Source organism: Leisingera sp. CC-HEC096, assembly GCF_059429235.1.
The window spans coordinates 751,701-778,276 of sequence record NZ_JCAIJS010000001.1; the positions used below are offsets into that span (position 1 = coordinate 751,701).

The window sequence follows — 26,576 nt, forward strand, 5'->3', positions numbered from 1 at the left end:
GGGCGGTTACCGCCCCTTTCTTGTGTCCGGAATTTCCGGGAAAGCCGTTTCTTATGAAAGCGTTGAGAGCGGTTTGTGATCCATCTGGAGAGGGAACCTGAGCCTTTGGTTCCGCTTTGGCGCTTTTTTGGCGAAGGTTGGTCTTAATCCGGGCGGCTGCGGGCCTCGCGGCTTGCGGCGGCGCAGCAGCGGGCGCATATTTCCCCCGGAACGCAATAGTTAACTGCACTTGGGAGACGGGGACAGAAGATGATTTACACAACCGAAGGCCGCGGGCGGCTTTATGGCTCGATCCTGGAGACCGTGGGCAACACGCCTGCGATCCGGCTGAACCGCATCGCGCCGGATCATGTCACCATGTATGTGAAGTTCGAGGCCTTCAATCCGGCAGGCTCGGTCAAGGACCGGCTGGCGCTGAACATCATCGAGGCCGCCGAACGCGAAGGGCGCTTGAAACCCGGTCAGACCGTGGTGGAGGCGACCAGCGGCAATACAGGGATCGGCCTGGCGATGGTTTGCGCCGCCAAGGGCTATCCGCTGGTGATCACCATGCATGACGGGTTCTCGGTGGAGCGGCGCAAACTGATGCGGATGCTGGGCGCCAAGGTGGTGCTGACCCGCAAGGAGGACAAGGCGGTCGGTATGGTGGTGAAGGCCAAGGAACTGGCAGAAGCAAACGGCTGGTTCCTGGCGCATCAGTTTGAGACCAAGGACAACGCCGATATCCACGAGAGCACGACCGCACAGGAAATCCTGGGTGATTTCAATGGCGAGCGTCTGGATCATGTGGTGCTGGGCTATGGCACCGGCGGCACGGTGAGCGGTCTGGGCCGGGTGCTGAAGGGCGCGCGGCCGGATCTGAAGATCACCCTCAGCGAGCCGTCCAATGCGGCGCTGGTGCAATCCGGTGAAGCGCAGGAGCGCAATGATGAGGGCGAGCCGGCGGCGACGCATCCGGCCTTCAACCCGCACCCGATTCAGGGCTGGACGCCGGACTTCATCCCGCTGGTGCTGCAGGAGGCGCTGGACGAGGGGTATTTCGATGCGCTGGAGCCGGTGAGCGGAGACGAGAGCATTGCCTGGTCCAAGCGGCTGGCGGCGGAAGAAGGCATCCTGACCGGCGTTTCTGGCGGTGGCAGCCTGGCGGCGGCCATCAAGGTGGCGGAAACCGCGCCGGAGGGCTCGGTGCTGCTGGCGATGCTGCCGGATACCGGCGAGCGCTATCTGTCGACGCCGCTGTTTGACGGTATTGCGGCGGAGATGGATGAGGATGAGGCGGCGCTTTCTTCCTCGACCCCGGGGTACCGGTACTGACCGGCGCGCCGCCGTTGGCGTTTCGCAGGCGGCGGCGGTGGTGCAGGTGAGTATTTTTGGAAAGATGAAGGGGGCGGCTGCGCTCCCTTTTTCTGTCGCCGTCCGCGGGCAGGCAAAGAAAAAGCCCCGGTTTTCGCCGGGGCTTTTGATGTTTCGTGGTGGCGGCCTTTTAGGCCAGCATCACCATCGGGTTTTCCAGGTTCTCCTTGATGGCGTTCAGGAGCTCTGCCCCCAGTGCGCCGTCGATCACCCGGTGATCGACCGAGAGGGTGACGGACATCACGGTGGCCACCGCCAGCTCGCCGTCCTTGCCAACCACCGGCTTTTTCACGCCGGCGCCGACGGCCAGGATCGCGCCATGCGGCGGGTTGATCACCGCGTCGAAGTTGTCGATGCCGAACATGCCAAGGTTGGAGATCGCGAAGCTGCCGCCCTGGTATTCATGCGGCGCCAGCTTGCGGTCGCGGGCACGGGCGGCGAGGTCCTTCATCTCTGCCGACAGCGCGGAGAGCGACTTGGTGTGGCTGTCCTGCAGGACGGGCGTGAACAGGCCGCCCTCGATGGCAACCGCCACCGCAACGTCGGAAGCTTTCATCTTCAAGACCCGGTCGCCTGCCCAGACCGCATTGGCGTCCGGCACCGACTGCAGCGCCAGGGCGCAGGCCTTGATGATGAAGTCGTTGACCGAGAGCTTGACACCGCGGGCGTCGAGCTGCTTGTTCAGCTCGCCGCGGAATTTCAGCAGCGCGTCCAGCTGGATGTCGCGGCGCAGGTAGAAATGCGGCACCTGCTGCTTGGCCTCGGTGAGGCGGGCGGCGATGGTCTTGCGCATGCCGTCCAGCTTGACCTCTTCAAACTCGCGGCCCTCGTACATGCGGGCCACCTGGTCGGCAGAGGGGCCTGCCGCGGGCGCAGCGGCAGCAGCCGGTGCGCTGGCGGCGGCGGCTTTCGGAGCCTCGTCCTTGGCGGCTTGCGGCTTGGCGTCGATCACGTCGGCCTTGACGATGCGGCCTTTGGGGCCGGAGCCCTCGATCTGCGCCAGGTCCAGGCCCTTGTCCGCAGCGATGCGGCGCGCCAGGGGGGAGGCGAAGATGCGGTTGCCGTCGGCGCCCTGAGGGGCAGCGGGGGCGGCTTTGGCCTCTTCTTTCGGGGCTTCGGCCTTGGCTTTGGCAGGCGCCTCTTCCTTGGCTTCCTTGGCCGGAGCTGCGTCCGCGCTGGAGGTGTCGATGTCGTCGGCGCTTTCGCCGTCTTCCAGCAGCACCGCGATGGGGGTGTTGACCTTCACGCCCTCGGAGCCTTCGGCGATCAGGATCTTGCCGACGGTGCCTTCGTCCACGGCTTCAAATTCCATGGTGGCCTTGTCGGTCTCGATCTCGGCGATCAGGTCGCCGGAGGAGACGGTGTCGCCCTCCTTGACCAGCCATTTGGCAAGGGTGCCTTCCTCCATGGTGGGAGAAAGCGCGGGCATCAGGATTTCGGTGGGCATGTCAGCGCTCCTCAATCAGAACAATTTGGTCATAGGGCGCCTTGGGGCGCCTGGTGCCGCGGGCCAGCTGGGTGATCGCGGCTTCGATCTTGTCTTTGTATTCAGCCATCCAGACGTAGGCCTCTTGATGGGAGGGCCGCGAGCCGATCAGCCGTGTGTCTGCTGCCAGCCGTTCGGGAACCAGTGCGGTGACTGTGCGCCCGTCGACGGTCAGCGTGACGCGGTAGCATTCGGTTTCGGGATCGCGGCCCCTGATTTCCATCGGTGCCTCTAGCGGTAGGACACTTGCTTCACCGCCTCGACCACCTCATCCGTGGTGATCAGCGCGTGGCGTTCCAGGTTGGCGGCATAGGGCATGGGCACGTCCTTGCCGGTGCAGGTGATGACCGGCGCGTCCAGATAGTCGAACGCTTCGCGCTGCACTTCCGACGCGATGTAGCTGCCGACGGAACCCTGCGGCCAGCCTTCCTCGACGGTGACCAGACGGTTGGTCTTCTTGACCGACTCGATCACCGTGGGCAAGTCCATCGGGCGCAGGGTGCGCAGGTCGATGACCTCAGCCGAGATGCCTTCCTGGGCCAGCTTATCAGCGGCTTCCAGTGCGTATTGCATACCGATGCCGAAGGAGACGATGGTGGCGTCGGAACCCTCGCGCCAGATCCGGGCCTTGCCGAAGGGGATGGTGAAATCGTCCATTTTGGGCACGTCGAAGGCGCGGCCGTAGAGGATTTCATTTTCCAGGAAGATCACCGGGTTGGGGTCGCGGATGGCGGTTTTCATCAGGCCTTTGGCGTCGGCGGCGGAGTAGGGCATCACCACCTTGAGGCCGGGGATCTGCATGTACCAGGCGGCATAGTCCTGGCTGTGCTGGGCGCCAACGCGGGCGGCGGCGCCGTTGGGGCCGCGGAACACCATCGGCGCGCCCATCTGGCCGCCGGACATGTAGAGCGTCTTGGCCGCCGAGTTGATGATCTGGTCAATCGCCTGCATGGCGAAGTTGAAGGTCATGAACTCGACAATCGGGCGCAGGCCGCCAAAGGCCGCGCCGGTGGCGATGCCGGCAAAGCCGTGTTCGGTGATCGGGGTGTCGATCACCCGCTTGGAGCCGAATTCATCCAGCAGGCCCTGGGAGACCTTGTAGGCGCCCTGGTACTCGGCGACTTCCTCGCCCATCAGGAACACGTCCTCGTCGCGGCGCATTTCCTCGGCCATGGCGTCGCGCAGGGCTTCGCGCACGGTGGTCTGCACCATTTCGGTGCCTTCCGGGTAGTCGGGCTCCAGAACCCTGGCCGGCATGGCGGGTTCTTTCTGCGGCGCGGCGGCGGCGGGTTCGTCGCTGGGCGCTTCCTCGGCCGGGGCCTCTTCCTTGGCGCTGGAGGCCTCGTAGTCATCGGCGCTTTCGCCGTCTTCGACCAGCACCGCGATGGGGGTGTTCACCTTGACGCCTTCGGTGCCTTCACCGATCAGGATCTTGCCGACGGTGCCTTCGTCGACGGCTTCGAATTCCATCGTTGCCTTGTCGGTTTCGATTTCGGCCAGAATATCGCCGGAGTTCACGGTATCGCCTTCCTTGACCAGCCATTTGGCCAGGGTGCCTTCCTCCATGGTCGGCGACAGGGCGGGCATCAGAATTTCAGTTGCCATGTCTATGTCTTCCCTCTCAGGCGTTTTCCTGCGGCACTTCATCCGCATAGATGTCGGTCCAGAGCTCTTCCAGGGCGGGCTCGGGGCTTTCCTTGGCGAAGTCGGCGGACTTGGAAACGATTTCCTTGATTTCCTTGTCGATCGCCTTGAGATCCTCTTCGGTGGCGTGCTTGCCGGTCAGCAGCATGTCGCGGACCTGCTCGATCGGGTCGCGCTCCTCGCGCATCTTCTGGACCTCTTCGCGGGTGCGGTACTTGGCCGGGTCCGACATCGAGTGGCCGCGGTAGCGGTAGGTCTTGACCTCGAGGATGTAGGGGCCGTCGCCGCTGCGGCAGTGGGCCACGGCGCGCTCGCCCGCTTCCTTGACGGAGAGGACGTTCATGCCGTCCACCGCTTCGCCCGGAATGCCGAACGCCTTGCCGCGTTCCCAGATCTCTGCGCTGGAAGTGGAGCGCTGCTGCGAGGTGCCCATGGCGTACTGGTTGTTCTCGATCACGAAGACGACCGGCAGCTTCCACAGGGCGGCCATGTTGAAGGTCTCATAGACCTGGCCCTGGTTGGCGGCGCCGTCACCGAAATAGGTGAAGGTGACGCGGCCGTTGCCCTTGTACTTATCGGCGAATGCGAGGCCCGCGCCGAGCGGCACCTGGGCGCCGACGATACCGTGGCCGCCGTAGAAATGCTTCTCCTTGGAGAACATGTGCATCGAGCCGCCCTTGCCCTTGGAGTAGCCGCCTTCGCGGCCCGTGAGCTCGGCCATGACGCCATCGGGGTCCATGCCGCAGGCCAGCATATGGCCGTGGTCGCGGTAGGAGGTGATGCGCTTGTCGCCTTCCTCGGCGGCGGCCTCCAGGCCCACGACAACGGCTTCCTGGCCGATGTACAGGTGGCAGAAGCCCCCGATCAGCCCCATGCCGTAGAGCTGGCCCGATTTCTCTTCGAATCGGCGGATCAGCAGCATCTCGCGGTAGTAGTGGGTAAGTTCTTCGGCAGAAACGTTTGGTTTCTTTGTGGTTTTTCTAGCGGCCATGGTGGTCGGCTCCCCCTGCAGGCTAGATAGTTTAGCATTAAACAAATTCATAACCGGTTTTGACGCGGCTGAATAGTGTTATTCTGCCGCGGGGTTTCCGCCGCGTAAAAAACCGCCGAGGGCGCGCAAAAATGCCACGCTGCCCGGAGGTGCACACGGCGGGCGGCTGCATCATGTCTGTTTGCGTGAAGAAGGGAAAGCCTGTTTCCGGCTTGGCTGGCGGCAGGCTGTTCCCTTGGAGGAAAACCGCAGCGGGTTTCAGCGCGCGGCCAAATGCGGAGGCGGGAGGAGAACCGCGGTTAGCGGATCACGATCTCGTCGGCACGGACAAGGCCCAGGACCGAGCGGGCCTGTTCATCCAGCAGGTCGAGGTCGAGGTAGTCGTCGGAGAGGCGGCGGGTCAGGTTTTCCATGTCGCCGATCTGGGACTGGAGGCGGCCGAGATCCAGCCGCAGGTCTTCTGCCTCAGCCTGGATCTCGACCCTCCGGAACAGCCCGAAGTCGCCTTGCACCGCCGCGAAGGTGAAGTACGCGCTGAGCGCGAAGGCGATGGCAAAGAAGGCGATGGCGCCAAAAGACGGCCGGGTGCTTCGGGTCACGTTGGGAGTGCCTGTATGTTACTGCTCTAGTTGTATTAGCGCCGTTTGCCGGCGTCTGGTGTCAGAATGCCACAAGCGAATCTGCTTGTGAATCCCAAATCGGCCCGCCGCGGGAATTTTTATCCTAAAAAAATAAATGCCCCGGCGGGGTGGCCGGGGCATAAAAAACACGGGTGGTTGTGTTTCGTCCTTACTGCTCCAGCGCCGCAACGCCGGGCAGGGTTTTGCCTTCCATCCACTCCAGGAAAGCGCCGCCGGCGGTGGAGATGTAGCTGAAATCGCCGGCCGCGCCGGAAGCGTTCAGGGCCGCGACAGTGTCGCCGCCGCCGGCCACAGAGATCAGCTGGCCGGAACGGGTCATCGCTGCGGCTTTGAGAGCTGCGGCATTGGTGGCGGCGTCAAACGGCTCCAGCTCAAAGGCGCCGAGGGGGCCGTTCCAGATCAGAGTCTTGCTGTTTGCAAAGACCTCGATGATGCGGGCGACGCTGTCCGGGCCTGCGTCCAGGATCATCCCGTCCTCGGGGCACTGGTCGGCGGCCAGGATCTGGTGCTCGGCGTGGGCCTCGAACTTTTTGGCGACCACGATGTCCGAGGGCAGGATGATCTCGCAGCCTGCGGCCTCGGCCTTGGCCAGGATCTCGGCTGCGGTATCCTTCATGATGCGCTCGGCCAGCGAGACGCCCACTGGCAGGCCCTTGGCGACCAGGAAGGTGTTGGCCATGCCGCCGCCGATCACCAGGTGATCGACCTTCTCGATCAAGTTGCCCAGCAGCTCCAGCTTGGTGGAGACCTTGGCGCCGCCGACCACGGCGGTCACAGGGCGCTGGGGCTGGCCCAGGGCGCTTTCCAGCGCTTCCAGTTCGGCCTGCATCAGACGGCCGGCGCAGGCAGGCAGCAGGCGGGCCAGCGCCTCGGTCGAGGAGTGCGCGCGGTGGGCGGCGGAGAAGGCATCGTTGCAATAGACCTCGCCCAGGCGCGCCATGCCGGCGGCCAGGTCCGGGTCGTTCTTGGTTTCGGCCGCGTGGAAGCGGGTGTTTTCCAGCAGGAGCACTTCGCCCGGCTGCAGCGCGTCTGCGGCGGCTTCCGCACCTGCGCCAACGCAGTCGGCGGCAAACAGCACGCGTGTTTCAAAGGCGCGCTCCAGCGTCGGCACCAGCTGGTTCAGCGACAGGTTCTCGCGGCGCTCGCCGCCGGGGCGGCCGAAATGGGCCAGCAGGATCGGCTTGCCGCCCGCCGCCAGAATGTCGCGCACGGTGGGGGCGATGCGGCGGATGCGGGTGGAGTCGGTCACCACGCCGTCGACGATCGGCACGTTGATATCCACACGCACCAGCACGCGCTTGCCGTTCAGATCCATGTCGTCGAGAGTTTTCCAGCCCATCTGCGAGACCCCTTATGGTGAAAGTGCAGTCAAATCCGCGGGCTGTTTCGGGGGTTTTTGCGTATCAGTCAATGCTCCCTTGGCATTTGCGAGCGCTACCCTTAACTATCGTTGCAAATTTCGACGACAGGAGGGCCAGATGGCCGAGATTAAAGATCCCGAAAACACCGTCATCATCGAGCTGAAAGACGGCAATGTTGTTATCGAACTGCTGCCCGACGTGGCGCCGAAGCATTCCGAGCGGATGAAGGAACTGGCCCGTGCGGGTGAGTATGACAACGTGTGCTTCCACCGCGTGATCGACGGCTTCATGGCGCAGACCGGCGACGTGGCCAACGGCGACATGGAAGACGGCTTCAACATCCGCATGGCGGGCACTGGCGGCTCCTCCCTGCCGAACCTGCCGGCTGAATTTTCCAAGCTGCCGCATGACCGCGGCACCCTGGGTGCGGCGCGTTCCGCTAACCCGGACTCGGCAAACTCGCAGTTCTTCATCAACTTCAAGGACAACCACTTCCTGAACGGCCAGTACACCGTGTACGGCCGTGTCATCGAAGGCATGGAGCATGTGGATGCCATCACCCGCGGCGAGCCGCCTGCGAACCCGGACCGGATGATCTCCGTCAAGGTGGCTGCGGATGCGTAAGGCGCTTTCGCTGGTGGCCCTGCTGGCGGCAGGGCCTGCCTTTGCCACCGGTCTGGAAATCCAGGTCGAAGGCGAAGCCAACGGCACCATTCAGATCGACCTGTTCGAGGATGTGGCGCCCAAGCATGTCGAGCAGATCACCGCGCTGGCCGCCGAAGGCGCCTATGACGGCGTGGTGTTCCACCGGGTGATCGAGGGCTTCATGGCGCAGACCGGCGATGTCGAGTTCGGCAAGGCTGGCGGTGATATGCGCCGGGCCGGGCAGGGCGGTTCCGCCCGCCCCGACCTGGCGGCCGAGTTCTCGGACATCACCTATGACCGCGGCGTGGTGGGCATGGCCCGCTCCCAGAACCCGGACAGCGCCAACTCGCAGTTCTTCATCATGTTCGCGCCGGGCCCGTTCCTGGACGGCCAGTACACGGTTGTCGGCAAGGTGACCGAAGGCATGGATGTGGTCGACGCGATCAAGCGCGGCGATGGCCCCAATGGCGCGGTGATCGGCCAGCCCGACACCATGTCCAAGGTGAGCGTGACCGACTAAGGCCGCGAGCCTGCACAGCTTTGGCGAGGCCCGTTTCCCGCAAGGGAAGCGGGCCTTTGCTTTGGCGCGGGGGCACCGTTTGTTGAACTGCCGTCACAAGCGCGTGTCTGCCCCTGTCCCGGTCGCATCAGCCCCCTTATGACTGGTGGTAAGGGAGATGTGCGATGCTGAAACGCTTGTTGCTGAGTGCAGCGTTGGTGTTTCCGTGGATGGCCCTGGCCGGGCCTGCTGAGTGGAAACGGGAGTGGCCGAAAACCGACTTCAGCCAATCGCTGGTGAAGGACTGGGAGCAGATCCGCTCTGGCGGGGTGCCCAAGGACGGTATTCCGGCGCTGGATGCGCCGCAGTTCGCAGAGGCCGCCAAGGACCGCCGGATCAAGCCGCGCGAACCGGTGATCACGCTGGAACTGGCAGGCGCCCGGCCGCGGGCCTATCCGCTGCGCTACCTGACCTGGCATGAGATCGTGAACGACGTGGTGGCGGGGTTGCCAGTGGCGGTGACCTATTGCCCGCTGTGCAACTCCGCGATGACCTTTGACCGGCGCACGCCTGCCGGGGTGCTGAGTTTCGGGGTCACCGGCAAGCTGCGGTATTCCGACCTGGTGATGTATGACCGCGAAACCCAGAGCTGGTGGCAGCAGGCGGTCGGCACCGCCATTGTCGGCAGGATGAGCGGCCAGCGGCTGGCCGGCCTGCCAAGCTGGGTGGAAAGCTGGCAGGAATTCACCGCCCGCAACCCGGATGGGCTGGTGATGGCGCAGCCGGGCTGGAACCGGCGCTATGGTCAGAACCCTTATGTGAATTACGACAGGTCGGACTGGCCGTTCCTGTATGACGGCACGCCGCCGCCGCACGGGCTGGCGCCGATGGAGCGGGTGGTGCGCGTGGGCAGCCGCGCGTGGCCGCTGACGCGGCTGGCGCGCGAAGGCGAGATCCGCGAATCCGGTGTGGTGCTGAGCTGGCGGGCCGGGCAGGCCTCGGCGCTGGATGCGGGCACAATTGCCAAGGGGCGTGACATCGGCTCCGTCCGGGTGCGGGACCGTCAGGGGCGCGACGTGGCGCATGACGTGATGTTTGCCTTTGCCTTCCATGCCTTCTGGCCGGACGGCACGTGGATGCTGAAATAGCGAAAGGCGCGCCGGGCAGGGCGCGCCTTTGCATTTTAAGAAAAAGTCACGTTAGAACAGGAAGTTGTCAGCATCCTGCAGCTGCGCCACGCTGATGTCTTCCACCAGGATGGTGACATCGGCAAAAGAGACGAGCACATCGTCGCCTTGCTGCTCAAACTCCAGCTGGCTCAGGCGGGATGCACCGCGGCCGATCCCGATGAGGTCCTCGCCTGCGGTGAAATCGGTGATCGTGTCGTTACCGTGTCCTTTGTGGAATACGAAGGTGTCGGCGTGACTGCCGCCGGTAAGATGATCGTCGCCCTTTTTGCCCAGCAGAACGTCGCGCCCGGTGCCGCCGGACAGGGTGTCATTGCCGCCGCCGCCGGAGAGGCGGTCGCCGCCTTTGCCGCCTTCGAGCAGATCCTTGCCGCTGCCGCCCTTGATCACATCTTTGCCGCCGCCGCCGTGCAGCCGGTCGCTGCCCCGGCCGCCATCCAGCAGGTCGGCTCCGCTTTGGCCGCCGAGAACGTCGTTGCCGGCGTCGCCGTTCAGCGTGTCGTCGCCGGTCTCTCCGTGAAGGGTGTCCCGCGCCTCGCCGCCAGCCATGCTGTCGTTGCCGCTGCCGCCGAGCAGGCGGTCGGCGTCGAAGCCGCCGTTCAGCGTGTCGTTGCCAAAGCCGCCGCGCAGAGTGTCATTGCCGCTGTGGCCGGTGATCTTGTCGTTGCCGTCTTCCCCCAGAAGCAGGTCGTGGCCGGAGAGGCCGTTGAGGCTATCGTTGCCGCCCCCGCCGAGCAGGACATCGTGGGATGTCGCCGTCCTGGTGTCGCCGCTGAGAGAGTTGGAATATGAGGTCCCGGCCTTCAGGCTGACAGTGCGGTCCGTGAACTGAACAAACTCGATGGAGCTCAGGGTGTCGCGGCCGTCCGGTCCGTCTAGGATTGTGCGGCTGAAGCTGGAGGAGAAGCTGGCGCCGGAGAATGCGCCATCGACGATCAGCCGGTCGGTTCCGCTGCCGCCATAGATGTAGTCCCAGCCGCTTCCCGCATTGATGGTGTCATTGCCATCACCCAGTTCCCAACTGCTGCCGAGGGTCGACTCGATGGTGAAGAGGTCGTTGCCTTTGGTGGCATCCTCCTCGAAGGCGGAGGGGTTATAGGTATTGGAGTATTTGGTGAAGGACACGTCCAGACCGCTGGCCGTGAAGACGGTTGATCCGTCGATCTGGAATGTGATGCTGGTGATCGTTCCATAAACGGATGAGCCAAATGAACTGAAACTGCCCGTGAACCTGCCGAAGAAACTGGCGCCGCCGTATGTGGTGCCGTTGATTTCCAGGAGGTTGCTGTTGACGGTTCCCGCGGTCGGGTTAAGGACCCGGAAGGTTTGAAGATCGCCGACATCCCAGCTGTTGCTGGAATCATTCACGGTAAACGTAGCCATTGGGAACAGCTCCTTGGTTCTGGCAAAACTTTAGTTGAAACCAGGTTGGTCAACGCAATTTTAAGGTCTGTTGCCCGAGCAAGGAGGAATGTTCAAGGCAAGGAAGACCTTGCCGCCAGGTTACTGTAGCTTTTTTGCAGCTTTTACGAGTGTTCCCCGCAAGAAAAAAACGCCGCAAGGTTTCCCCTGCAGCGTTTCTTTTTCCCTGTCAGACCCGGCCGTGCTGAACGCCAGCCGTTCGCCTGTTCAGTTATCGGCCTTGTGCGCGGCGGTTGCGGCCTGAACCGCTGCCGAGGGGGCAGGCGCTGCGGCCGGAGCCGGTGCCGGGGACGCCTTGCGGCCGCCCGGGTTCAGCGGGTCGTCCTGGCGCTGCACGGAACCTTCGAAATGGGCACCGCTTTCGATGGCGATGGTCTTGTGGATGATGTCGCCTTCGACGCGGGCGGTGGCGGTCAGGCGCACCTTGAGGCCGCGCACGCGGCCGACGATGCGGCCGTTGATCACCACGTCGTCGGCGGTGACTTCGCCCTTGATGGTGGCGGTCTCGCCAACGGTCAGCAGGTGCGCGCGGATGTCGCCCTCGACGGTGCCTTCGACCTGGATGTCGCCGGTGGTTTTGACGTTGCCGGTGATGTGCAGATCCGAGCTCAGCAGCGACGCGGCGGGCTTGGCCTTGGGCGCGCTGGCCTTGTACTCGCTGGCCGCCGGTGCAGCCGGAGCGGCAGAGGCAGGGGCAGCCGGGGTTGCGTCGGCCTGCTTCGGCCCGGGCTCGTTGATTTTGCTCTTAGAAAACATTTCTCGCAGCCTTGATATAGATCATGGGGTTTACAGGTTGCCCGTTGACCCGCACCTCGTAGTGGAGGTGGGTCCCGGTGGACCGTCCGGTGTTACCCATATCAGCAATGTGATCCCCGCGCGAGACCCTTTGGCCGGCCTTAACGCGGAGTTTCGAATTATGGGCGTATCTTGTTTCGATGCCGAATGCATGGCGGATCGTCACCAGGCGGCCGTAGCCGGATTGCCAGCCCGCGTGGGTCACGACGCCATCCGCGGTGGCAAAGATATCGGTGCCGGTGCGGCCTGCAAAATCAAAGCCTTTGTGCAGGCGGCGGCCGCCGGTCTTGGGGTCGCGCCGGTAGCCGAAGCCGGAGCTTTGGCGCACCTGGCCCAGGTTGACAGGGGTTGCAAAGGGCGCCTTCTGGGCCGCCAGCCGGTACAGGTTCAGCTGGTCCAGCCGGGCAAGGATCTTGTTGGCGCGCAGTTCCTCCGGCGCGGGTTCCTCACCCCGGGTCGACATCGCCAAAGGGCTGAGCGGACCGCCCTGGCCGTTGTAGCCGCGCCGCACCTGCTCGAGGATCCGGTCGGGCGGCATGCCGGCATTGCGGAACATCTTGTCCAGCGGGGTGATGGAGACCGCGACCGCTTCTTCCAGCTGGCGGAAGATCTGGCCGTTGCGCTCCTCCATCAGCTGCAGTTCCAGCTCCAGCTCCTGGCGCTGGCCGATGGCGTCCCGGGCGTCGGCCATGATCCGGTCGCGTTCCGCGGCGGTGTCGGTCAGGGCGCCCGCCAGCATGTCCATCTGCTCCACGGCGCTGGCCATGACTGCCGGGGCGGCGTTTTCGTCCTGGGTTTCTTCCTTGAGCTGCGCCAGGGCTTTGCGGGCGCCGTCGCGGTCGCTCATGGTGTCGCGCAAGGTGGTCTGGATCACTTCGATCCCGGTTTCCAGCTCGCGGCGGCGGGTTTCCGAGGCCAGCAGCTCAGATTGCATCATTGAGATCTGGGCCAGCGCGGCGTTGAACCGCTCCTGTGCTGCCAGGGCCTCTTCGGCGCGGGCATCGCGCTCCGCCGAGATCGCGTTCAGCCGCTCCCGGTAGGTCTGCTGATCGCGTTTGGCCAGCTCGCGGAAGTTGCCGGCGCCGATGCTGTCCATCAGCACGATGGCAGTGGCGACAATGGCCCAGGCGACGAACAGGGTGATGCCGGCCACCGCGGCCAGCTGGGTTTCCGAGCGCAGCCGGATGAAACGCGTGTCAGTGTCGGATTTCAGGAACACCCGCCGCTCGGGAAAGCGGCGCTCCAGAAAGGCGTGTATTTTGATCGCGAGCCGTGTGCGCAAAGTCCGTTCCCTGTTCCGTCCCTGTCCCGATCCGCACCGCGGCCGCAGGGCGGATCCGGTGCCTTGGGCGAAGTGAATAGACAGGGCGGGCGGATTGGGCAAGCCTGTTGACCCGCTGGACGGGGATCGTGCCGGCAGGGCGGGCGGATAGGCGGAAACCTGCCGAAGTTTCAGAGTGTAAGGTCCGGCCCGGACAGCGGGCGCGCCGTGCCTGAGGCGGGCCGTTCAGCCGGGCTGGCCTTTCCGCCGTTCCTCCTGCGCTTCTGTCCAGCCGCTTTCCCAGGCCTGGTGGTCGGCGGTGTCGAAGGCGTAGGGGTTGCCGGTGAAGGGCTGACCGTCCATGCAGGCGCGGAAGCCCTCGTCATAGCTGTGCGCGCGCGGGTCCATGCCGCAGGGTTTGTGGGCGGTGTCGCGCAAGTGGGCGGCAAACTCCGGGTATTTGGCGAGGTCGGTCTGGTCGAGCCCTTCTGGATGCCGGGCCAGGGCCTGATGGCCGCGGCTGGTCAGGCGCCAGCTGGACGCCTCACCCGGCAGCGCCTCTCCCGGAACCAGGATACCGGCGATTTCCAGGTCCGACAGATGGCCGGCCAGCCGTTCGCGCAAATCGTCAGGAGGCAGGCCGGGTGTTTCATTGGCCTGGCGGAACAGGCCGTTCAGCGCCTTTTCGCAGCTGTCCAGCGTCACCGGGCCGGATCGTGCCGTGTGCAGGATCAGGGCCACAAGGCTTGCTGTGCTCAGCAATGGGAAATCGTTTTCGAACATGGGATCACCCGGTTGTCCAGATGTCCCAGTCTAGGCGGCTGCGGCAGTCCGGTAAAGGCGGCTGCGGCCGGCAAGGCGCGCCGCCGGGGCTCAGCGGCCCGGCAGGTCCCGCGCCTGATCGGCCAGCGGCCAGTAGAAATCCGGCGGCAGCCCGGCATCGGCGCGCTTCTCCTCGTTGAAGGGCGGTTTCAGGGCGCCGTGGAAGTATTTGCGCACCAGCGCATGAAACACCTCCTTGGGGTCCAGGTTGTCCCGGCCGCAAAGGAAGTTGAACCACTTGGAGCCATAGGCGACATGGCCGACCTCCTCGGCATAGATCACCTCCAGCGCGTCAACCGCCTGGGTGAGCTGCGCCTTGCGGAAGATTTCGATCATGCCGGGCGTCACATCCAGCCCGCGCGCCTCCAGCACCATTGGCACCACCGCCAGGCGGCCCATGAGGTCCTCCGCCGTGTCCTCCGCCGCGCGCCACATGCCGGCGTGGGCCGGGAGGGCGCCGTAGTGGCTGCCCAGCGCTTCAAGGCAGTCGCACATCAGGTTGAAATGCTTGGATTCCTCATCCGCTGCCTTCACCCAGTCATCAAAGAATCCCATCGGCATCGGCACATGGGAAAAGCGGGCAATGATGTCCCAGTGCAGGTCGACGGCGTTCAGTTCGATATGGGCCACGGCGTGCAGCAGCGCGATGCGGCCCGCCTCTGACCCCGGCTTGCGCTTGGGCACGTCGCGGGGATGCAGCAGCTCAGGCTTATCGGGCCGGGCCGGGTGCATGGGCGGTGACGCGGTGCCGATTGCGATGTCCGGCCCGGTGCCATTGCGGAAGGCGAACCACTCGGCTGCATGGCGGCGCGACAGCGCTGTCTTTTGCCGGCCGTCCGCGGTGTTCAGCACCTCGGCGGCGCGTTCTGCGAGCGTTAGGGGCTGATCGGTCATGCGGGTCTCCTGTTGCAGCGGCTGGCCCGGGTTCACCTGATTCAGGCGGCGGAGTCCAGAGCGGAAACGGAAGCGCTCCCGCGCCCGCGGAAGAGAAGCGCTCCCGCGCCCGCGGAAGATCAGCGGGCTGATCCCCCTGGCGGCCTTGGGCCTGGCACCGCGCGTTCCGCGCGGTGCGCGCCGCCCGCTTGGGCGGCGCCGGGCCCAACAGCGAGGGCTGCGCCCGTCAGGGCGCGGGCCGAACTGGCGGGAGTGCCCGCTAGGCCTGAGAGCGGAAGCGCCTCAAAGCGCCTGGACGGCTGCCAGCACCTCATCCACGTGGCCGTCGACCTTGACCTTGCGCCAGGCCTGGGCGATCCGGCCCTCGGCATCTATCAGGAAGGTCGAGCGTTCGATCCCCCAGAACTTCTTGCCGTACATGTTCTTCTCCTTCCAGACGCCGTAATCCTCGCACACCGTGCCCTCTGCATCGGACAAGAGCGGCGTGGTCAGCCCGTGTTTGGCAGTGAACTTATCGTGTTTGGCTACCGTGTCCTTGGAGATCCCGAACACGTGAGCCCCGGCATCGGCAAATGACTGCAAAGCCTCTGAAAAGCCGATGGATTCTTTGGTGCAGCCGGGAGTATCATCGCGGGGGTAGAAAAACAGCACCACGGGCGCGCCCTTGAGGCTGGACAATGTGACCTCTCCGCCGCCGCTGCGGGGCAGGGTAAAGGAAGGGGCGGGATCTGAAACGTCGGGCATCGGCCTGTCTCCGTAATTTGCGCAAATCACTGCGCCGCAACCATAACCCATGAGCAGCGAAGGGAAAGCTGAGATCAAACCCGCCGGCGAGAATAACGGCACTGCGGCTGAGGCCGTGCCTGTGCGCGGCCCGGAGCCGGGCCCGGACGCGGGCCTCGCGGCGCCCGCGCAGAGGCGCTTGCGCTGGCGGCTGCTGCGCGGTGCCGTCTGGCTGTTGGCGCTGCTGAGCTTCCTGAGCGCTGGCGCCATCTATTTCGGTCTTGGCACCCGGCTGGACGCGCCGGAGTGGGTGCGTCAGCGGGTTGAAACCCGGATCGAGCGGCACCTTAACGGGTTGCAGATCGAATTCGGCGCCATCCATGTGGTCGTGAACAAGGGCTGGCGGCCGCGGGTCAGCCTCAAGGACGTGGTGCTGCGCCATCCGGACGGCGCGGTGTTTGCCCAGCTGGCGGATGCCCAGGCGAGCCTGGCGATGCGGCCGCTGCTGCGCGGCCAGGTCCAGCCCAAACAGATTTCGCTCAGCGGTCTGTTCGCGGTTTTGCGGCGCAATCCGGACGGCACCCTGGCGCTGAGCTTTGCCAGCGGCGGGCTGCCAACGCGGCAGGCGGGTAATTTGGTGGAGCTGATCAAGCAGTGGGACAGCCAGCTGGACAAACCCGTTCTGGCGGCGCTGCGGGGCGTGGAGACCAGCGAACTGACGCTGTCCTACACCGATGACCGCTTGGGCCGCGCCTGGACCCTGGACGGCGGCCAGATCCGGCTGCAGAAAAGCGGCAGTTCGCTGTCGGCCTCGGCAGTGTTCTCTGTATTGAGCGGGCGCGGCGATGTGGGTTCTGTCGAGGCCAGCTATACCTCGGAGATCGGCAGCCCGGAGGCCGAATTCGGGGTTCTTGTCTCAGAGATCGCCAGCGAGGACATCGCCTTGCAAAGTCCGGCGCTTGGCTGGCTGGGGGTGCTGCGGGCGCCGATTTCCGGCTCCTTGCGCGGCGGCGTCCGCAGCGATGGCGCGCTTGAGCCGGTGCAGGCCAGCCTGCGGATCGGCGAGGGGGTGATCCAGCCGGAAGCCCAGACCCGCCCGGTGCCGATCACCGGCGCGCGCAGCTATTTCACTTATGATCCGGCACGCGAGGTGCTGGAGTTCGCCGAACTCAGCGTGCAAAGCGGTTGGGGCTCCGGTGTGATGCAGGGGCAGGCCAGCCTTGCCGGTATCCGGAACGGCCAGCTTACCGGGCTGACCGGCCAGCTGCGCTTTACCGATCTGGAACTGAACCCGCGGCGGCTGTTCGAGGCGCCCGTGAAGTTTCCGGGGGTGGATGCGGATTTCGACCTCAGGCTCAAACCCTTCCGGCTGCGGCTGGGCGAGATGCTGGTGCGCGACGGCGGCAGCCTGATCCATTTTGACGGTGAGATCGGCGCCGGGCCTGAGGGCTGGGATTACGACCTGAACGGGCGGGTCGATCAGGTCGGCGTAGCACGGGTCAAGGAGCTGTGGCCCGAGGCGCTGGCGTCCAAACCGCGCGAATGGGTGCGCGACAACCTGCATGCGGGGCTGGTGCGCGATGTGGGCTTTCACATGCGCGGGCGCGGCAGCGGCAAGCCCTTCGTCAGCCTGGACCTGGCCTTTGAAGAGGCCGAGGTGCTGTTTCAGAAGTTCATGCCGCCGGTGCGGGACGCAGCAGGCCAGCTCAGCCTTTACGGCAACCGTTTTGTCGTCACCGCGTCCAAGGGGGTGGTCACTGCGGACCAGGGCGGTGATGTGGATGTGACCGGCACATCCTTCATCATCCCGGACACAACTGTGCGCGACGGCACGCCCGGTATTGCCCGGATTGCTGCGCGGGGCTCAGTGACTGCGGCGCTGTCGCTGCTGAACCGCGAGCCCCTGAGAGTAATGGACAAGGCTTCGCTGCCGGTCGATCTGGCGGAGGGGCAGGTGGAGGCCACGGGCACGCTGTCGCTGCCGCTGCGCAAAGGCGTTCAGCCGGAGGAAATCCTGTACCATTACCGCGGCGAGGCGCGGGCGGTGGAGACCAGCAAGCTGGTGCCGGGCCATACCGCAGCAGCCCCCTTGCTGAAGATCGAAGGAAACCAGGGTGAGGTGCGCATCAGCGGCAGCGGCAGCCTGTCGGGCGTGCCGCTGACCGCCAGCTGGGGGCAGAAGGTTGGCAAGGACGCCCCTCAGGACAGCCGGGTTGAGGGGACTATCGAACTGTCGCCGGAAACGGTTTCGGCTTTCAACATCGGCCTGCCGCGAGGCTCTGTTTCCGGTACGGGGCAGGGCCGCTATGAAGTTGACCTGAAACCCGGGGCACCGCCGCAGCTGCAGCTGGAGTCGGATCTGGCCGGCGTTGGCCTCAGGATCGCGGACATAGGCTGGCGCAAGAATGAAGCGGCGACGGGGAAGCTGTCGATGTCGGCGGAACTGGGCGGGACCGCAACCGTCGAGCGGCTGGAACTGCAGGCGCCCGGCCTATCGGCCACTGGCCGGGTGACTACCCGCGAGGGCGGCGGGCTGAACGAGGCGGTGTTTTCCTCGGCGCGGGTGGGCAACTGGTTTCAGGGCGCGGTGACCTTCCGCGGCCGCGGCAGCGCGGCACCGGCGATTGAAGTCACCGGCGGCAGGCTGGATCTGAACCGCTCACCGTTTTCGGCAAGCTCCGGCAGCGGCGGCGGTGGCGCCAGCAGCGGAGCGTCGGTTCCCATCAGCCTGCGTCTGCAGAATCTGCAGGTCACGGACAGCATCGGGCTGCAAAGCTTTCAGGGCCGGTTTTCCACCGGCGGCGGCATGAACGGGGAGTTCACCGCCCGGCTGAATGGTCAGACGCCGGTGGCCGGCACCGTGGTGCCGCAGAACAATGGCACCGCGGCGCGTATCCGGGCCAATGATGCCGGCGGCGTGTTCCGCTCTGCCGGCGTGTTCGAGCATGGCCGCGGCGGCAGTTTCGACATGACGCTGGTCCCGGCGGAGCGGCCCGGCGAATATGACGGGCGGGTCAGCGTCCGCAATATCCGGGTGCGCAACGCGCCGTCTATGGCGGCAATTCTGAATGCGATCAGCCTGGTCGGGCTGCTTGATGAGATGACGGGGCAGGGCATTCTGTTCACCAGCATGGACGGGCGGTTCCGCCTCGGCGGCTCCCATCTGATCCTGCATCAAAGCAGCGCTGTGGGGCCGTCTATGGGGCTGTCGCTTGACGGCAACTTTGATCTGAACAGCAGCCGTCTGAACATGCGCGGGGTGATCTCGCCGGTCTATCTGCTCAATGCCATCGGGCGGGTGCTGTCGCCCAGGGACGGCGAGGGGCTGTTCGGCTTTACTTTCACCTTGCGGGGCACCGCTGACGATCCTTCTGTCTCGGTCAACCCATTGGCGGGGCTGGCGCCGGGGTTCCTGCGCGAGATCTTCCGAGGACCGCCGCCGAAAGTGCCCGGCGACAACAGAGCGTTTTCCGTCGACGGGGAACTCCTGGAGGAGGGAGAAGAGCAAGTCCAAACCCCGCCGGGGGCCAACAAGTAAACTGGCTGGGGGTGAAAATCGCCATAGATTTTCCCTGCAGCACATCCTATAGCGCGCGCCATGAAACTCAGCGATTTCGACTTTGACCTGCCCGACGATCTGATTGCCACCCGGCCTGCCAATCCGCGCAGCTCGGCCCGGCTGCTGGTGGCCGAGGGCGGAAACCTGCACGACGGGCAGGTGGCCGATCTGGTGCAGTGGCTGCAGCCCGGCGACCGGCTGGTGCTGAACGACACCAAGGTGATCCCGGCGCGCCTCAGCGGGATGCGCCACCGCGACAGCGCTCAAGGGCCGGTGGCGGCCAGGATCGAGGCGACCCTGCTGGAGCCGCGGGCCGATGGCACCTGGGCGGCGCTGCTGAAACCCCTGAAGAAGATCAAGGCAGGTGAGGAAATCATCTTCTCCGATGACCTGAGCGCCAGGCTGGAGGAGATTGCCGAGGGCCAGGGGCACCTGCGCTTCAACCTCAGCGGCACGGATTTCGACGCCGCACTGGCCGAGGCCGGTGCGATGCCGCTGCCGCCCTATATCGCGGCGAAGCGCGCCGCCGATGATCAGGACAAGACCGACTATCAGACCGTCTGGGCCCGCAACTCAGGCGCGGTGGCGGCGCCGACCGCTTCGCTGCACTTCGACGAGCCGCTGCTGGAAGCGCTGAAGGCGCGCGGGGTGGAGATCAGCTATGTCACCCTGCATGTGGGCGCGGGCACCTTCCTGCCGGTCAAGGTAGAGGATGTGACCACCCACCGGATGCACGCGGAATGGGGCAAGGTCAGCGAAGAAGCGGCGTCGGAGATCACTGCCACCAAAGCGGCGGGCGGCCGGGTCATCCCGGTCGGCACCACCGCGCTGCGGCTGATCGAAAGCGCGGCGAAAGACGGCCAAATCCACGCTTGGGAAGGCGACACCGATATCTTTATCTACCCCGGGTTCACGTTCCAGGTGGCCGATGCGCTGATGACAAATTTCCATCTGCCGAAATCGACCCTGCTGATGCTGGTCTCCGCCCTGATGGGGCAAGAGGAGATCCGGCGCATCTACGAACATGCGGTCAGCAGCGGCTACCGGTTCTTTTCTTATGGCGATGCGTCGCTTTTGATGCCGGCGAAGGCGGAACCGCATCAGAAAAGCGGCGCGAATCCATAGACAAGCGCCGCGATCGTGATCCGTGAGCGTGTGCGCTGGGTCATGAAACTGAAATCAGAATCAGCGATAGCGGCCACGCGAGCCTTGATCGCCCGGACATAACATTCAAATGTGGAGGCAGCCCGTCCCTTGTGGAGGGCTGCTTTGCTTTCAAAGGAGGCGTCGGAATGCTTCAGGTACTGTCGAGCGCTTGGGCGCTGCTGTTGGGCGTTTGCCTGCTGATGGTGGGCAACGGACTGCAGGGCACCATGCTGGGGGTCCGGGGCGACCTGGAGGGGTTCTCCTCCTTTGAGATGTCCCTTGTGATGGCGGCCTATTTCGTCGGCTTCCTCGGCGGTTCGCGGCTGGCGCCGGAGATGATCCGGCGGGTCGGCCACGTGCGCGTCTTTGCGGCGCTGGCCTCCTTTATCTCGGCGGTGATGATCCTGTATCCGCTGCTGCCCAACACCATCGCGTGGGCGCTGGGGCGGATGATCATCGGCTTCTGCTTTTCCGGCGTGTATGTGACCGCCGAAAGCTGGCTGAACAACGCCGCCGACAACACCAACCGCGGCAAGGCGCTGTCGCTGTACATGATCGTGCAGATGATCGGCATCATCACCGCGCAGGGCTTGATCCAGGTCGGCGACCCGGCGGGCTATGAAGCCTTCATCATCGCTTCGATCCTGGTTTCGATTTCCTTTGCGCCGATTTTGCTGTCGATCCAGCCGACCCCTGCCTTTGACACCACCAAGCCGATGACGCTGAAGGAGCTGATGAAGATTTCGCCGCTGGGCTGCGTTGGCATGTTCCTGCTGGGCGGCGTGTTTTCGGCGCAGTTCGGGATGAGCGCGGTTTACGGCTCAGCCGCAGGCATGAGCCTGACCCAGCTGTCGGTCTTCATCGCTACCTTCTATGTCGGCGCAACGGTGCTTCAGTATCCGCTGGGGTGGATTTCCGACCGGATGGACCGCCGGGTGCTGATCCTGTTTGTCTCGCTGATCGGCGGCTGCGCCGCTGTGGCGGGCTTTCTGCTGGGCGGAAATTTCCAGATGCTGCTGGTGGCGGCCTTCTTTATCGGCGGCCTGTCGAACCCGCTTTATTCGCTGCTGATCGCCTATACCAACGACTACCTGGAGCATGACGACATGGCGGCCGCGTCGGGCGGGCTGGTGTTCATCAACGGGCTTGGCGCGATTGCCGGTCCGGTGATCACCGGCTGGCTGATGGGGGACGCGGTGTTCGGGCCTCCGGGCTTTTTCACCTTCATCGCCGCGCTGATGTTCGTGATGGCGGCCTATGCGTTGTACCGCGCGACCCAGCGCGCTTCGATCCCGGTCGAGGAGACCGGCAGCTATGCCGCGATGTCGCCGACCGCTTCGCCGGTGGCGGTGGAGTTCGCCCAGGAATACGCCATTGAGACCGAACTGGAGGAGCAGGAATCCGCCGCCGCGGAGAATTGATTGCGCTAACCAGCCGTTTTCGTGAGGATTATTTCACGTCCAGGTCTTGCCTGTCGCAATTTGTGACCCAAGGTTACTTGTAATGGCAACGTAAAATGGCCTGAAATCAGGGTCAGGAAAAACTTGGAGTTAAGACCGATGGCTGGTCCCGAAGAGATACTTGAATTCTGGCTCGACGAGGTCGGGGAGAAGGGATGGTATCTGCAGGATGACGCGCTGGATCAGGAGATCCGCAAGAAGTTCCAGAAAACCTGGCAGGAGGCCTGCGAGGGCAAATTTTCCTTCTGGCTAACCTACCCCAGCGGGACGCTGGCCTACATCATTCTGATGGACCAGTTCCCGCGCAACATGTTCCGCGGCGAGGGTAAGGCGTTTGCCTCCGACCAAGCGTCGCTGTCAGCGGCCAAGGTCGCGATCAACAAGAAGTGGGACATGAAGATCGACGAGCCGGCACGGCAGTTCTTCTATCTGCCGCTGATGCATTCGGAGAACCTGTGCGATCAGGAACGCTGCATCCGGCTGATGATGGAGCGGATGCCTGAGAGCGGCGGCAGCAACCTGCTGCATGCCCGCGCGCACCGCGAAGTGATCCGCCAGTTCGGCCGCTTTCCCTACCGCAATGAGGCGCTGCACCGCGCCAGCACCGGGCCCGAGCTCGACTATGTCATGGCGGGCGGCTACGGCGAGACCGTGCGGCAGGTGCAAGCGGCTGGCTGACGCCGGCTCCGGCAGAAATTTGCAGCGCCGTGCCCGGGTCCGGGCGCGGCGATTTTTTTTGGCCGGTCCCTTGTGCCATTGGGCGGCCTGCGGCAGGGAGGGGCTTTGTTTTCCAAATAAGCAATTGAGGACCGCCCCGTGACCACAGCAGGCTTTCAGATGACCGGCAGCTGCCGCTGCGGTTCTACCGTGATTGAGGTTTCCGCCGCGCCGGTGCTGACCGCTGCCTGCCACTGCCGCGGCTGCCAGAAGATGAGCGCCAGCGCGTTTTCCCTGACCGCGATGTTTCCGGCGGAGGCCTTCGAGGTGGTGCAGGGCACGCCGGCCGCTGGCGGCGCCAAGGGCGAAGACCTGGCGCACTACTGCTGCCCGGAGTGCATGACATGGATGTTCACCCGCATCACAGGTGTAGAGGGGTTCGTGAACGTGCGTCCGGTGATGTTCGAAGACACCAGCTGGTTCCGGCCGTTCATTGAAACCTGGACCGCTGCACGGCTTCCCTTCGTCCAAGTCGCGGCCGACCACAGCTTTGAGCAATTCCCCGCAATGGAGGAGTTCGGCGCGCTGCTGGACGCATACGCCGCCAAGGGCTGAGGCAGGATCAGCCTTCGGTCGGATGGCAGGCACGGCCGTCCCGCAGCATCGGCGCGGCGCGGATGATCCGGCCGGCAAGCTCTGCCGCGCCGGCGCGGGCGGCCTGTTCGGCCGCCTGCAGCGGCAGCTGCCGGACCCCGGCAAGATTCGCTTGCAGCTGGTTCAGGCGCTCCTCCACCCGCTCCAGCCGGGCCGCTGAGAGCCTGTTGGCGCCGTCCCGGCCGGGCGGGTCCTGCAGGGCGGCGCGCAGGCTGGCCAATTCCTCCTGCAGCCCGGTTGCGGCGGTCTGCAGCGGGGCAACGCGGCTGGTAATCTCCGACGCATTGGCGGTGACGGCCTCAGCCGCCGCCATCAGCTTCCATCCCAGGAACAGGCAGAGCGCCAGCAGGATCAGGGTGGCGTTCACTAGGGCCTTGGCAAGATCCGCAACAGTTCGTGTCATCGTCTTCCGCTCCCGGCAGTGGATTGCAGCACATGTTTCGGCTTATGCTGGCCCGGAACCAGCCTCGCTGCCAAGCGGAAGTCTGCCATAAAACGCATGACCGCTATGCCGCAGCAGAGGGTGATTGCAGTGCAGAAAGAAATAGTTTAACGGTAAACTAGTTTTATTGATCCTGTTCAAGGCGAGGGGACAGCATGGCCGCACAATCCTATGACGTGATCGTAATCGGCGCCGGGCCGGGGGGCTATGTTGCCGCCATCCGCGCAGCACAGCTGGGGCTGAAGACCTGCGTGGTCGAGCGCGAGCATCTGGGCGGCATCTGCCTGAACTGGGGCTGCATCCCGACCAAAGCGCTGCTGCGCTCGTCGGAAGTGTTCCACCTGATGGAGCGCGCCAAGGATTTCGGTCTGAAGGCGGAAAAGGTTGGATATGACCTGGACGCGGTGGTGAAACGCTCGCGCGGGGTGGCCAAACAGCTGTCCTCCGGCATCGGCCACCTGATGAAGAAGAACAAGATCGACGTGGTCATGGGCGAGGCAGCGATCCCCGCCAAGGGCAAAGTGTCGGTCAAGACCGACAAAGGCACCCAGGATCTGACCGCCAAGAACATCGTGCTGGCCACCGGCGCGCGGGCGCGGGAGCTGCCGGGCCTGGAAGCGGACGGCGATCTGGTCTGGACCTACAAGCACGCGCTGGACCCCGTCCGCATGCCAAAAAAGCTGCTGGTGATCGGCTCCGGCGCCATCGGTATCGAATTTGCAAGCTTCTACAACACCCTGGGTGCTGAAACGACGGTGGTTGAGGTGATGGACCGGGTGCTGCCGGTCGAAGATGCGGAGATTTCCGCCTTTGCCAAGAAGGCCTTTGTCAAGCAGGGCATGAAGATCATGGAGAAAGCCATGGTCAAGCAGCTGGACCGCGGCAAGGGCAAGGTAACGGCTCATATCGAAGTCGGCGGCAAGGTCGAGAAGCAGGAATTCGACACCGTGATCTCTGCCGTTGGCATCGTCGGCAACGTCGAGGGCCTGGGCCTGGAAGAGCTGGGCGTCAAGGTCGACCGCACCCATGTGGTGACTGACGAGTACTGCCGCACCGGTGTTGATGGCCTCTATGCGATCGGCGACATCGCCGGTGCGCCCTGGCTGGCGCATAAGGCGTCCCATGAGGGCGTGATGGTGGCCGAACTGATCGCGGGCAAACACGCGCATCCTGTGAAGCCCGAGAGCATCGCGGGCTGCACCTACTGCCAGCCGCAGGTGGCCTCCGTCGGCTATACCGAGGCGAAGGCCAAGGAGCTGGGCTATGACATCAAGGTCGGCCGCTTCCCCTTCATCGGCAACGGCAAGGCAATTGCGCTGGGTGAGGCCGAGGGCATGGTGAAAACCATCTTTGACGCCAAGACCGGCGAACTGCTGGGCGCCCATATGGTCGGCGCCGAGGTGACCGAGATGATTCAGGGCTATGTGGTGGGCCGCCAGCTGGAAACCACCGAGGAAGACCTCATGAACACCGTCTTCCCGCATCCGACGCTGAGCGAGATGATGCATGAATCGGTGCTCGATGCCTTTGACCGCGTCATCCATATGTGACGCAGCATTCCCGCACCGCGGCCCTTGCCGCGGGCGGCGATAGCAGGCAGGACAGGGAAAGCAGGCGCGGTGCGTGCCTGCTTTTTCTATTTGAGGGCGGACATTTGACGGATGGCGGAAACTCCCGCTGGGGGCTGATCCTGGCGGTTTGGGCCGCGGGGCTGGGGGCCGCGGCGCAATACGGCAAGATCTCGGTGATCTTCGGTCGCATGGGCGAGCTGTATCCGCAGGCGGGCACGGCGCTCAGCTTTTCCGTCTCGCTGGTGGGCACGCTGGGCATTTTGCTGGGCGCGGTGGCGGGGCTGTATGCCGCTGCCTTTGGCTACCGGCGCACGCTGGTCTGGGCGTTGTGGGCCGGGGCGGCGGTGTCTGCCTTGCAGGCGCTGCATCTGCCGTTCGGCTTGTTCCTGGCCACCCGTGTGGTCGAGGGGCTGTCGCACCTCGGCATTGTGGTGGCGGGGCCGGTGCTGATTGCTCAGCTGAGTTCGGACCGGGGCCGGGGGCTGGCGATGACCTTGTGGAGCACGTTCTTTGCCGTCGCCTTTACGTTGCTGGCCTGGGCCGGCCTGCCGCTGGTGCGCGCCTGGGGGCTGCTGGCGCTGTTCGGCGCTCATGCGGCGGTGATGGCAGGGCTGGCGGTTCTGCTCGGCCTGGCCTTGCGCGCAGTTCCCGTGCCGGAGCGGACGCCGCTGCCGCGGCTGGCGGAACTGCCGGGATTGCATCTGCCGGTTTACCGCTCGCCCTGGATTTCGGCGCCTGCTGCGGGCTGGCTGTTCTACACCTGCTGCTTTGTCGCGGTGCTGACGGTGATCCCGCCGTATATCGCAGAGGGGGCGCGCAGTTTCGTGCTGGGGATGATGCCGCTGGCGAGCATTGCGGTGTCGATGACTATTGGAGTTTTCCTGCTGCGGTACCTGCCGGGGGTGCGGCTGGCGCAATTGGGGTTTCTGGCCTGTGCGGCGGCGGCCCTGTGGCTGTGGGCTGTGCCCGGTGCGCCGCTGGCCTGTATCGCCATGGCCGGTGCGATGGGGCTGGTGCAGGGCGGCTCCTTTGCCGCGGTGCCGCAGCTGAATGAAACCGCCGCGTCGCGGGCGCAGGCCAGCGGCGCGATGGCGCAGATGGGCAACCTGGGCAACACGATCGGCACCCCGCTGATGGTGCTGTCGCTGTCGGCGGCGGGATTCGGCGGCATGATGGCTGCGGTTCTGGTGCTGTTTTTATGCGGCGCGGCGGTGCATGTGCTGCTGTCCGCCCGGCGGCGCGCTTTGGCTTAGAGGTACTCCCGCCCGTCACCGGCCCCCTGGGGGACCGCTTCCCGTTGGGCGTGGCGCCGCGCGATGCGCGGCGCGCCGGATTTCAGGGAAATCCGGACCGGGCAGACACT

At 64.9% G+C, this 26,576-nt stretch carries 24 protein-coding genes; 11 read left to right on the forward strand and 13 right to left on the reverse strand.

Annotated features, from left to right (window positions below; all coding sequences use genetic code 11):
* Positions 1-249 precede the first annotated feature (249 nt).
* Positions 250-1,314 (forward strand): PLP-dependent cysteine synthase family protein, encoded by a 1,065-nt coding sequence (locus AC5STI_RS03800; protein WP_495445641.1) that lies wholly within the window; start codon positions 250-252, stop codon positions 1,312-1,314.
* 169 nt (positions 1,315-1,483) lie between these two features.
* On the opposite strand, the gene AC5STI_RS03805 is transcribed toward AC5STI_RS03800, so the two are convergent.
* The 6 genes from AC5STI_RS03805 to AC5STI_RS03830 form a co-directional block, all read right to left on the reverse strand.
* On the reverse strand, positions 1,484-2,800 hold the full coding sequence (locus tag AC5STI_RS03805; protein WP_495445642.1) for a pyruvate dehydrogenase complex dihydrolipoamide acetyltransferase: 1,317 nt from the start codon (positions 2,798-2,800) through the stop codon (positions 1,484-1,486).
* 1 nt (position 2,801) lies between these two features.
* A complete protein-coding gene (locus tag AC5STI_RS03810) occupies positions 2,802-3,062 on the reverse strand; it encodes a hypothetical protein (RefSeq protein ID WP_475051831.1) in 261 nt (86 codons plus the stop codon).
* 8 nt (positions 3,063-3,070) lie between these two features.
* Positions 3,071-4,444 (reverse strand): pyruvate dehydrogenase complex E1 component subunit beta, encoded by a 1,374-nt coding sequence (locus AC5STI_RS03815; protein WP_495445643.1) that lies wholly within the window; start codon positions 4,442-4,444, stop codon positions 3,071-3,073.
* A 16-nt stretch (positions 4,445-4,460) separates the two neighbouring features.
* Positions 4,461-5,474 carry a pyruvate dehydrogenase (acetyl-transferring) E1 component subunit alpha gene (gene pdhA / locus AC5STI_RS03820; RefSeq protein ID WP_475051836.1) on the reverse strand — a complete coding sequence of 338 codons (1,014 nt, stop codon included), beginning with the start codon at positions 5,472-5,474 and terminating at the stop codon, positions 4,461-4,463.
* A gap of 299 nt (positions 5,475-5,773) precedes the next feature.
* Positions 5,774-6,073: an FtsB family cell division protein gene (locus AC5STI_RS03825; RefSeq protein ID WP_475051837.1), complete on the reverse strand. Its 300-nt coding sequence runs from the start codon at positions 6,071-6,073 to the stop codon at positions 5,774-5,776.
* A 190-nt stretch (positions 6,074-6,263) separates the two neighbouring features.
* Positions 6,264-7,454: a phosphoglycerate kinase gene (locus AC5STI_RS03830; RefSeq protein WP_495445644.1), complete on the reverse strand. Its 1,191-nt coding sequence runs from the start codon at positions 7,452-7,454 to the stop codon at positions 6,264-6,266.
* A 139-nt stretch (positions 7,455-7,593) separates the two neighbouring features.
* On the opposite strand from AC5STI_RS03830, the gene AC5STI_RS03835 reads away from it, so the two are divergent.
* The 3 genes from AC5STI_RS03835 to AC5STI_RS03845 all read left to right on the forward strand — a co-directional run bounded on the left by AC5STI_RS03835 (position 7,594) and on the right by AC5STI_RS03845 (position 9,768).
* On the forward strand, positions 7,594-8,100 hold the full coding sequence (locus AC5STI_RS03835; protein WP_475043031.1) for a peptidylprolyl isomerase: 507 nt from the start codon (positions 7,594-7,596) through the stop codon (positions 8,098-8,100).
* Complete coding sequence (locus AC5STI_RS03840; protein WP_490397529.1) at positions 8,093-8,641, forward strand: peptidylprolyl isomerase; 549 nt, start codon at positions 8,093-8,095, stop codon at positions 8,639-8,641. Before AC5STI_RS03835 ends, AC5STI_RS03840 begins: the two co-directional genes overlap by 8 nt.
* A 164-nt stretch (positions 8,642-8,805) precedes the next feature.
* Positions 8,806-9,768: a DUF3179 domain-containing protein gene (locus AC5STI_RS03845; RefSeq protein ID WP_495445645.1), complete on the forward strand. Its 963-nt coding sequence runs from the start codon at positions 8,806-8,808 to the stop codon at positions 9,766-9,768.
* A gap of 51 nt (positions 9,769-9,819) precedes the next feature.
* Here the strand turns inward: AC5STI_RS03845 and AC5STI_RS03850 are convergent, their stop codons facing one another.
* The 6 genes from AC5STI_RS03850 to AC5STI_RS03875 form a co-directional block, all read right to left on the reverse strand.
* Positions 9,820-11,190, reverse strand: a complete 1,371-nt coding sequence (locus tag AC5STI_RS03850; protein ID WP_495445646.1) for a calcium-binding protein — start codon at positions 11,188-11,190, stop codon at positions 9,820-9,822.
* Positions 11,191-11,436: 246 nt separating this feature from the next.
* Complete coding sequence (locus AC5STI_RS03855) at positions 11,437-11,985, reverse strand: bactofilin family protein (protein ID WP_490397526.1); 549 nt, start codon at positions 11,983-11,985, stop codon at positions 11,437-11,439.
* On the reverse strand, positions 11,975-13,306 hold the full coding sequence (locus tag AC5STI_RS03860) for a DUF5930 domain-containing protein (protein ID WP_475051855.1): 1,332 nt from the start codon (positions 13,304-13,306) through the stop codon (positions 11,975-11,977). Before AC5STI_RS03860 ends, AC5STI_RS03855 begins: the two co-directional genes overlap by 11 nt.
* A gap of 225 nt (positions 13,307-13,531) precedes the next feature.
* Positions 13,532-14,068: a ribosome modulation factor gene (locus AC5STI_RS03865; protein WP_475051857.1), complete on the reverse strand. Its 537-nt coding sequence runs from the start codon at positions 14,066-14,068 to the stop codon at positions 13,532-13,534.
* A 90-nt stretch (positions 14,069-14,158) separates the two neighbouring features.
* The gene (locus AC5STI_RS03870; protein ID WP_495445647.1) at positions 14,159-15,001 is read right to left on the reverse strand and encodes a ferritin-like domain-containing protein; all 843 of its coding nucleotides are present in this window, start codon (positions 14,999-15,001) and stop codon (positions 14,159-14,161) included.
* 282 nt (positions 15,002-15,283) lie between these two features.
* Complete coding sequence (locus AC5STI_RS03875) at positions 15,284-15,745, reverse strand: peroxiredoxin (RefSeq protein WP_495445648.1); 462 nt, start codon at positions 15,743-15,745, stop codon at positions 15,284-15,286.
* A gap of 49 nt (positions 15,746-15,794) precedes the next feature.
* Here AC5STI_RS03875 and AC5STI_RS03880 point away from each other — a divergent pair, with 49 nt between their 5' ends.
* From AC5STI_RS03880 to AC5STI_RS03900, 5 genes are all read left to right on the forward strand, one after another.
* A complete protein-coding gene (locus tag AC5STI_RS03880; protein WP_495445649.1) occupies positions 15,795-19,262 on the forward strand; it encodes a YhdP family protein in 3,468 nt (1,155 codons plus the stop codon).
* 60 nt (positions 19,263-19,322) lie between these two features.
* Complete coding sequence (queA, locus tag AC5STI_RS03885; RefSeq protein ID WP_495445650.1) at positions 19,323-20,408, forward strand: tRNA preQ1(34) S-adenosylmethionine ribosyltransferase-isomerase QueA; 1,086 nt, start codon at positions 19,323-19,325, stop codon at positions 20,406-20,408.
* Between the two features lie 167 nt (positions 20,409-20,575).
* Positions 20,576-21,850, forward strand: coding sequence for an MFS transporter (locus AC5STI_RS03890; RefSeq protein WP_495445651.1), 1,275 nt, complete (start codon positions 20,576-20,578; stop codon positions 21,848-21,850).
* 138 nt (positions 21,851-21,988) lie between these two features.
* Positions 21,989-22,567 carry a DUF924 family protein gene (locus AC5STI_RS03895; RefSeq protein ID WP_475051869.1) on the forward strand — a complete coding sequence of 193 codons (579 nt, stop codon included), beginning with the start codon at positions 21,989-21,991 and terminating at the stop codon, positions 22,565-22,567.
* Between the two features lie 138 nt (positions 22,568-22,705).
* Positions 22,706-23,161: a GFA family protein gene (locus AC5STI_RS03900; RefSeq protein WP_495445652.1), complete on the forward strand. Its 456-nt coding sequence runs from the start codon at positions 22,706-22,708 to the stop codon at positions 23,159-23,161.
* A gap of 7 nt (positions 23,162-23,168) precedes the next feature.
* Here AC5STI_RS03900 and AC5STI_RS03905 read toward each other — a convergent pair whose 3' ends face one another.
* On the reverse strand, positions 23,169-23,603 hold the full coding sequence (locus tag AC5STI_RS03905) for a hypothetical protein (RefSeq protein ID WP_495445653.1): 435 nt from the start codon (positions 23,601-23,603) through the stop codon (positions 23,169-23,171).
* A 194-nt stretch (positions 23,604-23,797) separates the two neighbouring features.
* Between AC5STI_RS03905 and lpdA the strand changes: the two genes are divergently transcribed.
* Complete coding sequence (gene lpdA, locus AC5STI_RS03910) at positions 23,798-25,192, forward strand: dihydrolipoyl dehydrogenase (RefSeq protein WP_495445654.1); 1,395 nt, start codon at positions 23,798-23,800, stop codon at positions 25,190-25,192.
* Positions 25,193-25,296: 104 nt separating this feature from the next.
* Positions 25,297-26,466: an MFS transporter gene (locus tag AC5STI_RS03915; protein ID WP_495445655.1), complete on the forward strand. Its 1,170-nt coding sequence runs from the start codon at positions 25,297-25,299 to the stop codon at positions 26,464-26,466.
* Positions 26,467-26,576 lie beyond the last annotated feature (110 nt).

Excerpts from the sequence above, each read along its gene's own strand:
- lpdA (WP_495445654.1), top strand. The coding sequence starts at position 23,798 with ATGGCCGCACAATCCTATGACGTGATCGTAATCGGCGCCGGGCCGGGG.
- queA (WP_495445650.1), top strand. The coding sequence starts at position 19,323 with ATGAAACTCAGCGATTTCGACTTTGACCTGCCCGACGATCTGATTGCC.
- AC5STI_RS03850 (WP_495445646.1), bottom strand. The coding sequence starts at position 11,190 with ATGGCTACGTTTACCGTGAATGATTCCAGCAACAGCTGGGATGTCGGC.
- AC5STI_RS03905 (WP_495445653.1), bottom strand. The coding sequence starts at position 23,603 with ATGACACGAACTGTTGCGGATCTTGCCAAGGCCCTAGTGAACGCCACC.
- AC5STI_RS03870 (WP_495445647.1), bottom strand. The coding sequence starts at position 15,001 with ATGACCGATCAGCCCCTAACGCTCGCAGAACGCGCCGCCGAGGTGCTG.
- AC5STI_RS03845 (WP_495445645.1), top strand. The coding sequence starts at position 8,806 with ATGCTGAAACGCTTGTTGCTGAGTGCAGCGTTGGTGTTTCCGTGGATG.
- AC5STI_RS03875 (WP_495445648.1), bottom strand. The coding sequence starts at position 15,745 with ATGCCCGACGTTTCAGATCCCGCCCCTTCCTTTACCCTGCCCCGCAGC.
- pdhA (WP_475051836.1), bottom strand. The coding sequence starts at position 5,474 with ATGGCCGCTAGAAAAACCACAAAGAAACCAAACGTTTCTGCCGAAGAA.
- AC5STI_RS03865 (WP_475051857.1), bottom strand. The coding sequence starts at position 14,068 with ATGTTCGAAAACGATTTCCCATTGCTGAGCACAGCAAGCCTTGTGGCC.
- AC5STI_RS03890 (WP_495445651.1), top strand. The coding sequence starts at position 20,576 with ATGCTTCAGGTACTGTCGAGCGCTTGGGCGCTGCTGTTGGGCGTTTGC.
- AC5STI_RS03855 (WP_490397526.1), bottom strand. The coding sequence starts at position 11,985 with ATGTTTTCTAAGAGCAAAATCAACGAGCCCGGGCCGAAGCAGGCCGAC.
- AC5STI_RS03805 (WP_495445642.1), bottom strand. The coding sequence starts at position 2,800 with ATGCCCACCGAAATCCTGATGCCCGCGCTTTCTCCCACCATGGAGGAA.
- AC5STI_RS03840 (WP_490397529.1), top strand. The coding sequence starts at position 8,093 with ATGCGTAAGGCGCTTTCGCTGGTGGCCCTGCTGGCGGCAGGGCCTGCC.
- AC5STI_RS03815 (WP_495445643.1), bottom strand. The coding sequence starts at position 4,444 with ATGGCAACTGAAATTCTGATGCCCGCCCTGTCGCCGACCATGGAGGAA.
- AC5STI_RS03835 (WP_475043031.1), top strand. The coding sequence starts at position 7,594 with ATGGCCGAGATTAAAGATCCCGAAAACACCGTCATCATCGAGCTGAAA.
- AC5STI_RS03895 (WP_475051869.1), top strand. The coding sequence starts at position 21,989 with ATGGCTGGTCCCGAAGAGATACTTGAATTCTGGCTCGACGAGGTCGGG.
- AC5STI_RS03880 (WP_495445649.1), top strand. The coding sequence starts at position 15,795 with ATGAGCAGCGAAGGGAAAGCTGAGATCAAACCCGCCGGCGAGAATAAC.
- AC5STI_RS03810 (WP_475051831.1), bottom strand. The coding sequence starts at position 3,062 with ATGGAAATCAGGGGCCGCGATCCCGAAACCGAATGCTACCGCGTCACG.
- AC5STI_RS03830 (WP_495445644.1), bottom strand. The coding sequence starts at position 7,454 with ATGGGCTGGAAAACTCTCGACGACATGGATCTGAACGGCAAGCGCGTG.
- AC5STI_RS03800 (WP_495445641.1), top strand. The coding sequence starts at position 250 with ATGATTTACACAACCGAAGGCCGCGGGCGGCTTTATGGCTCGATCCTG.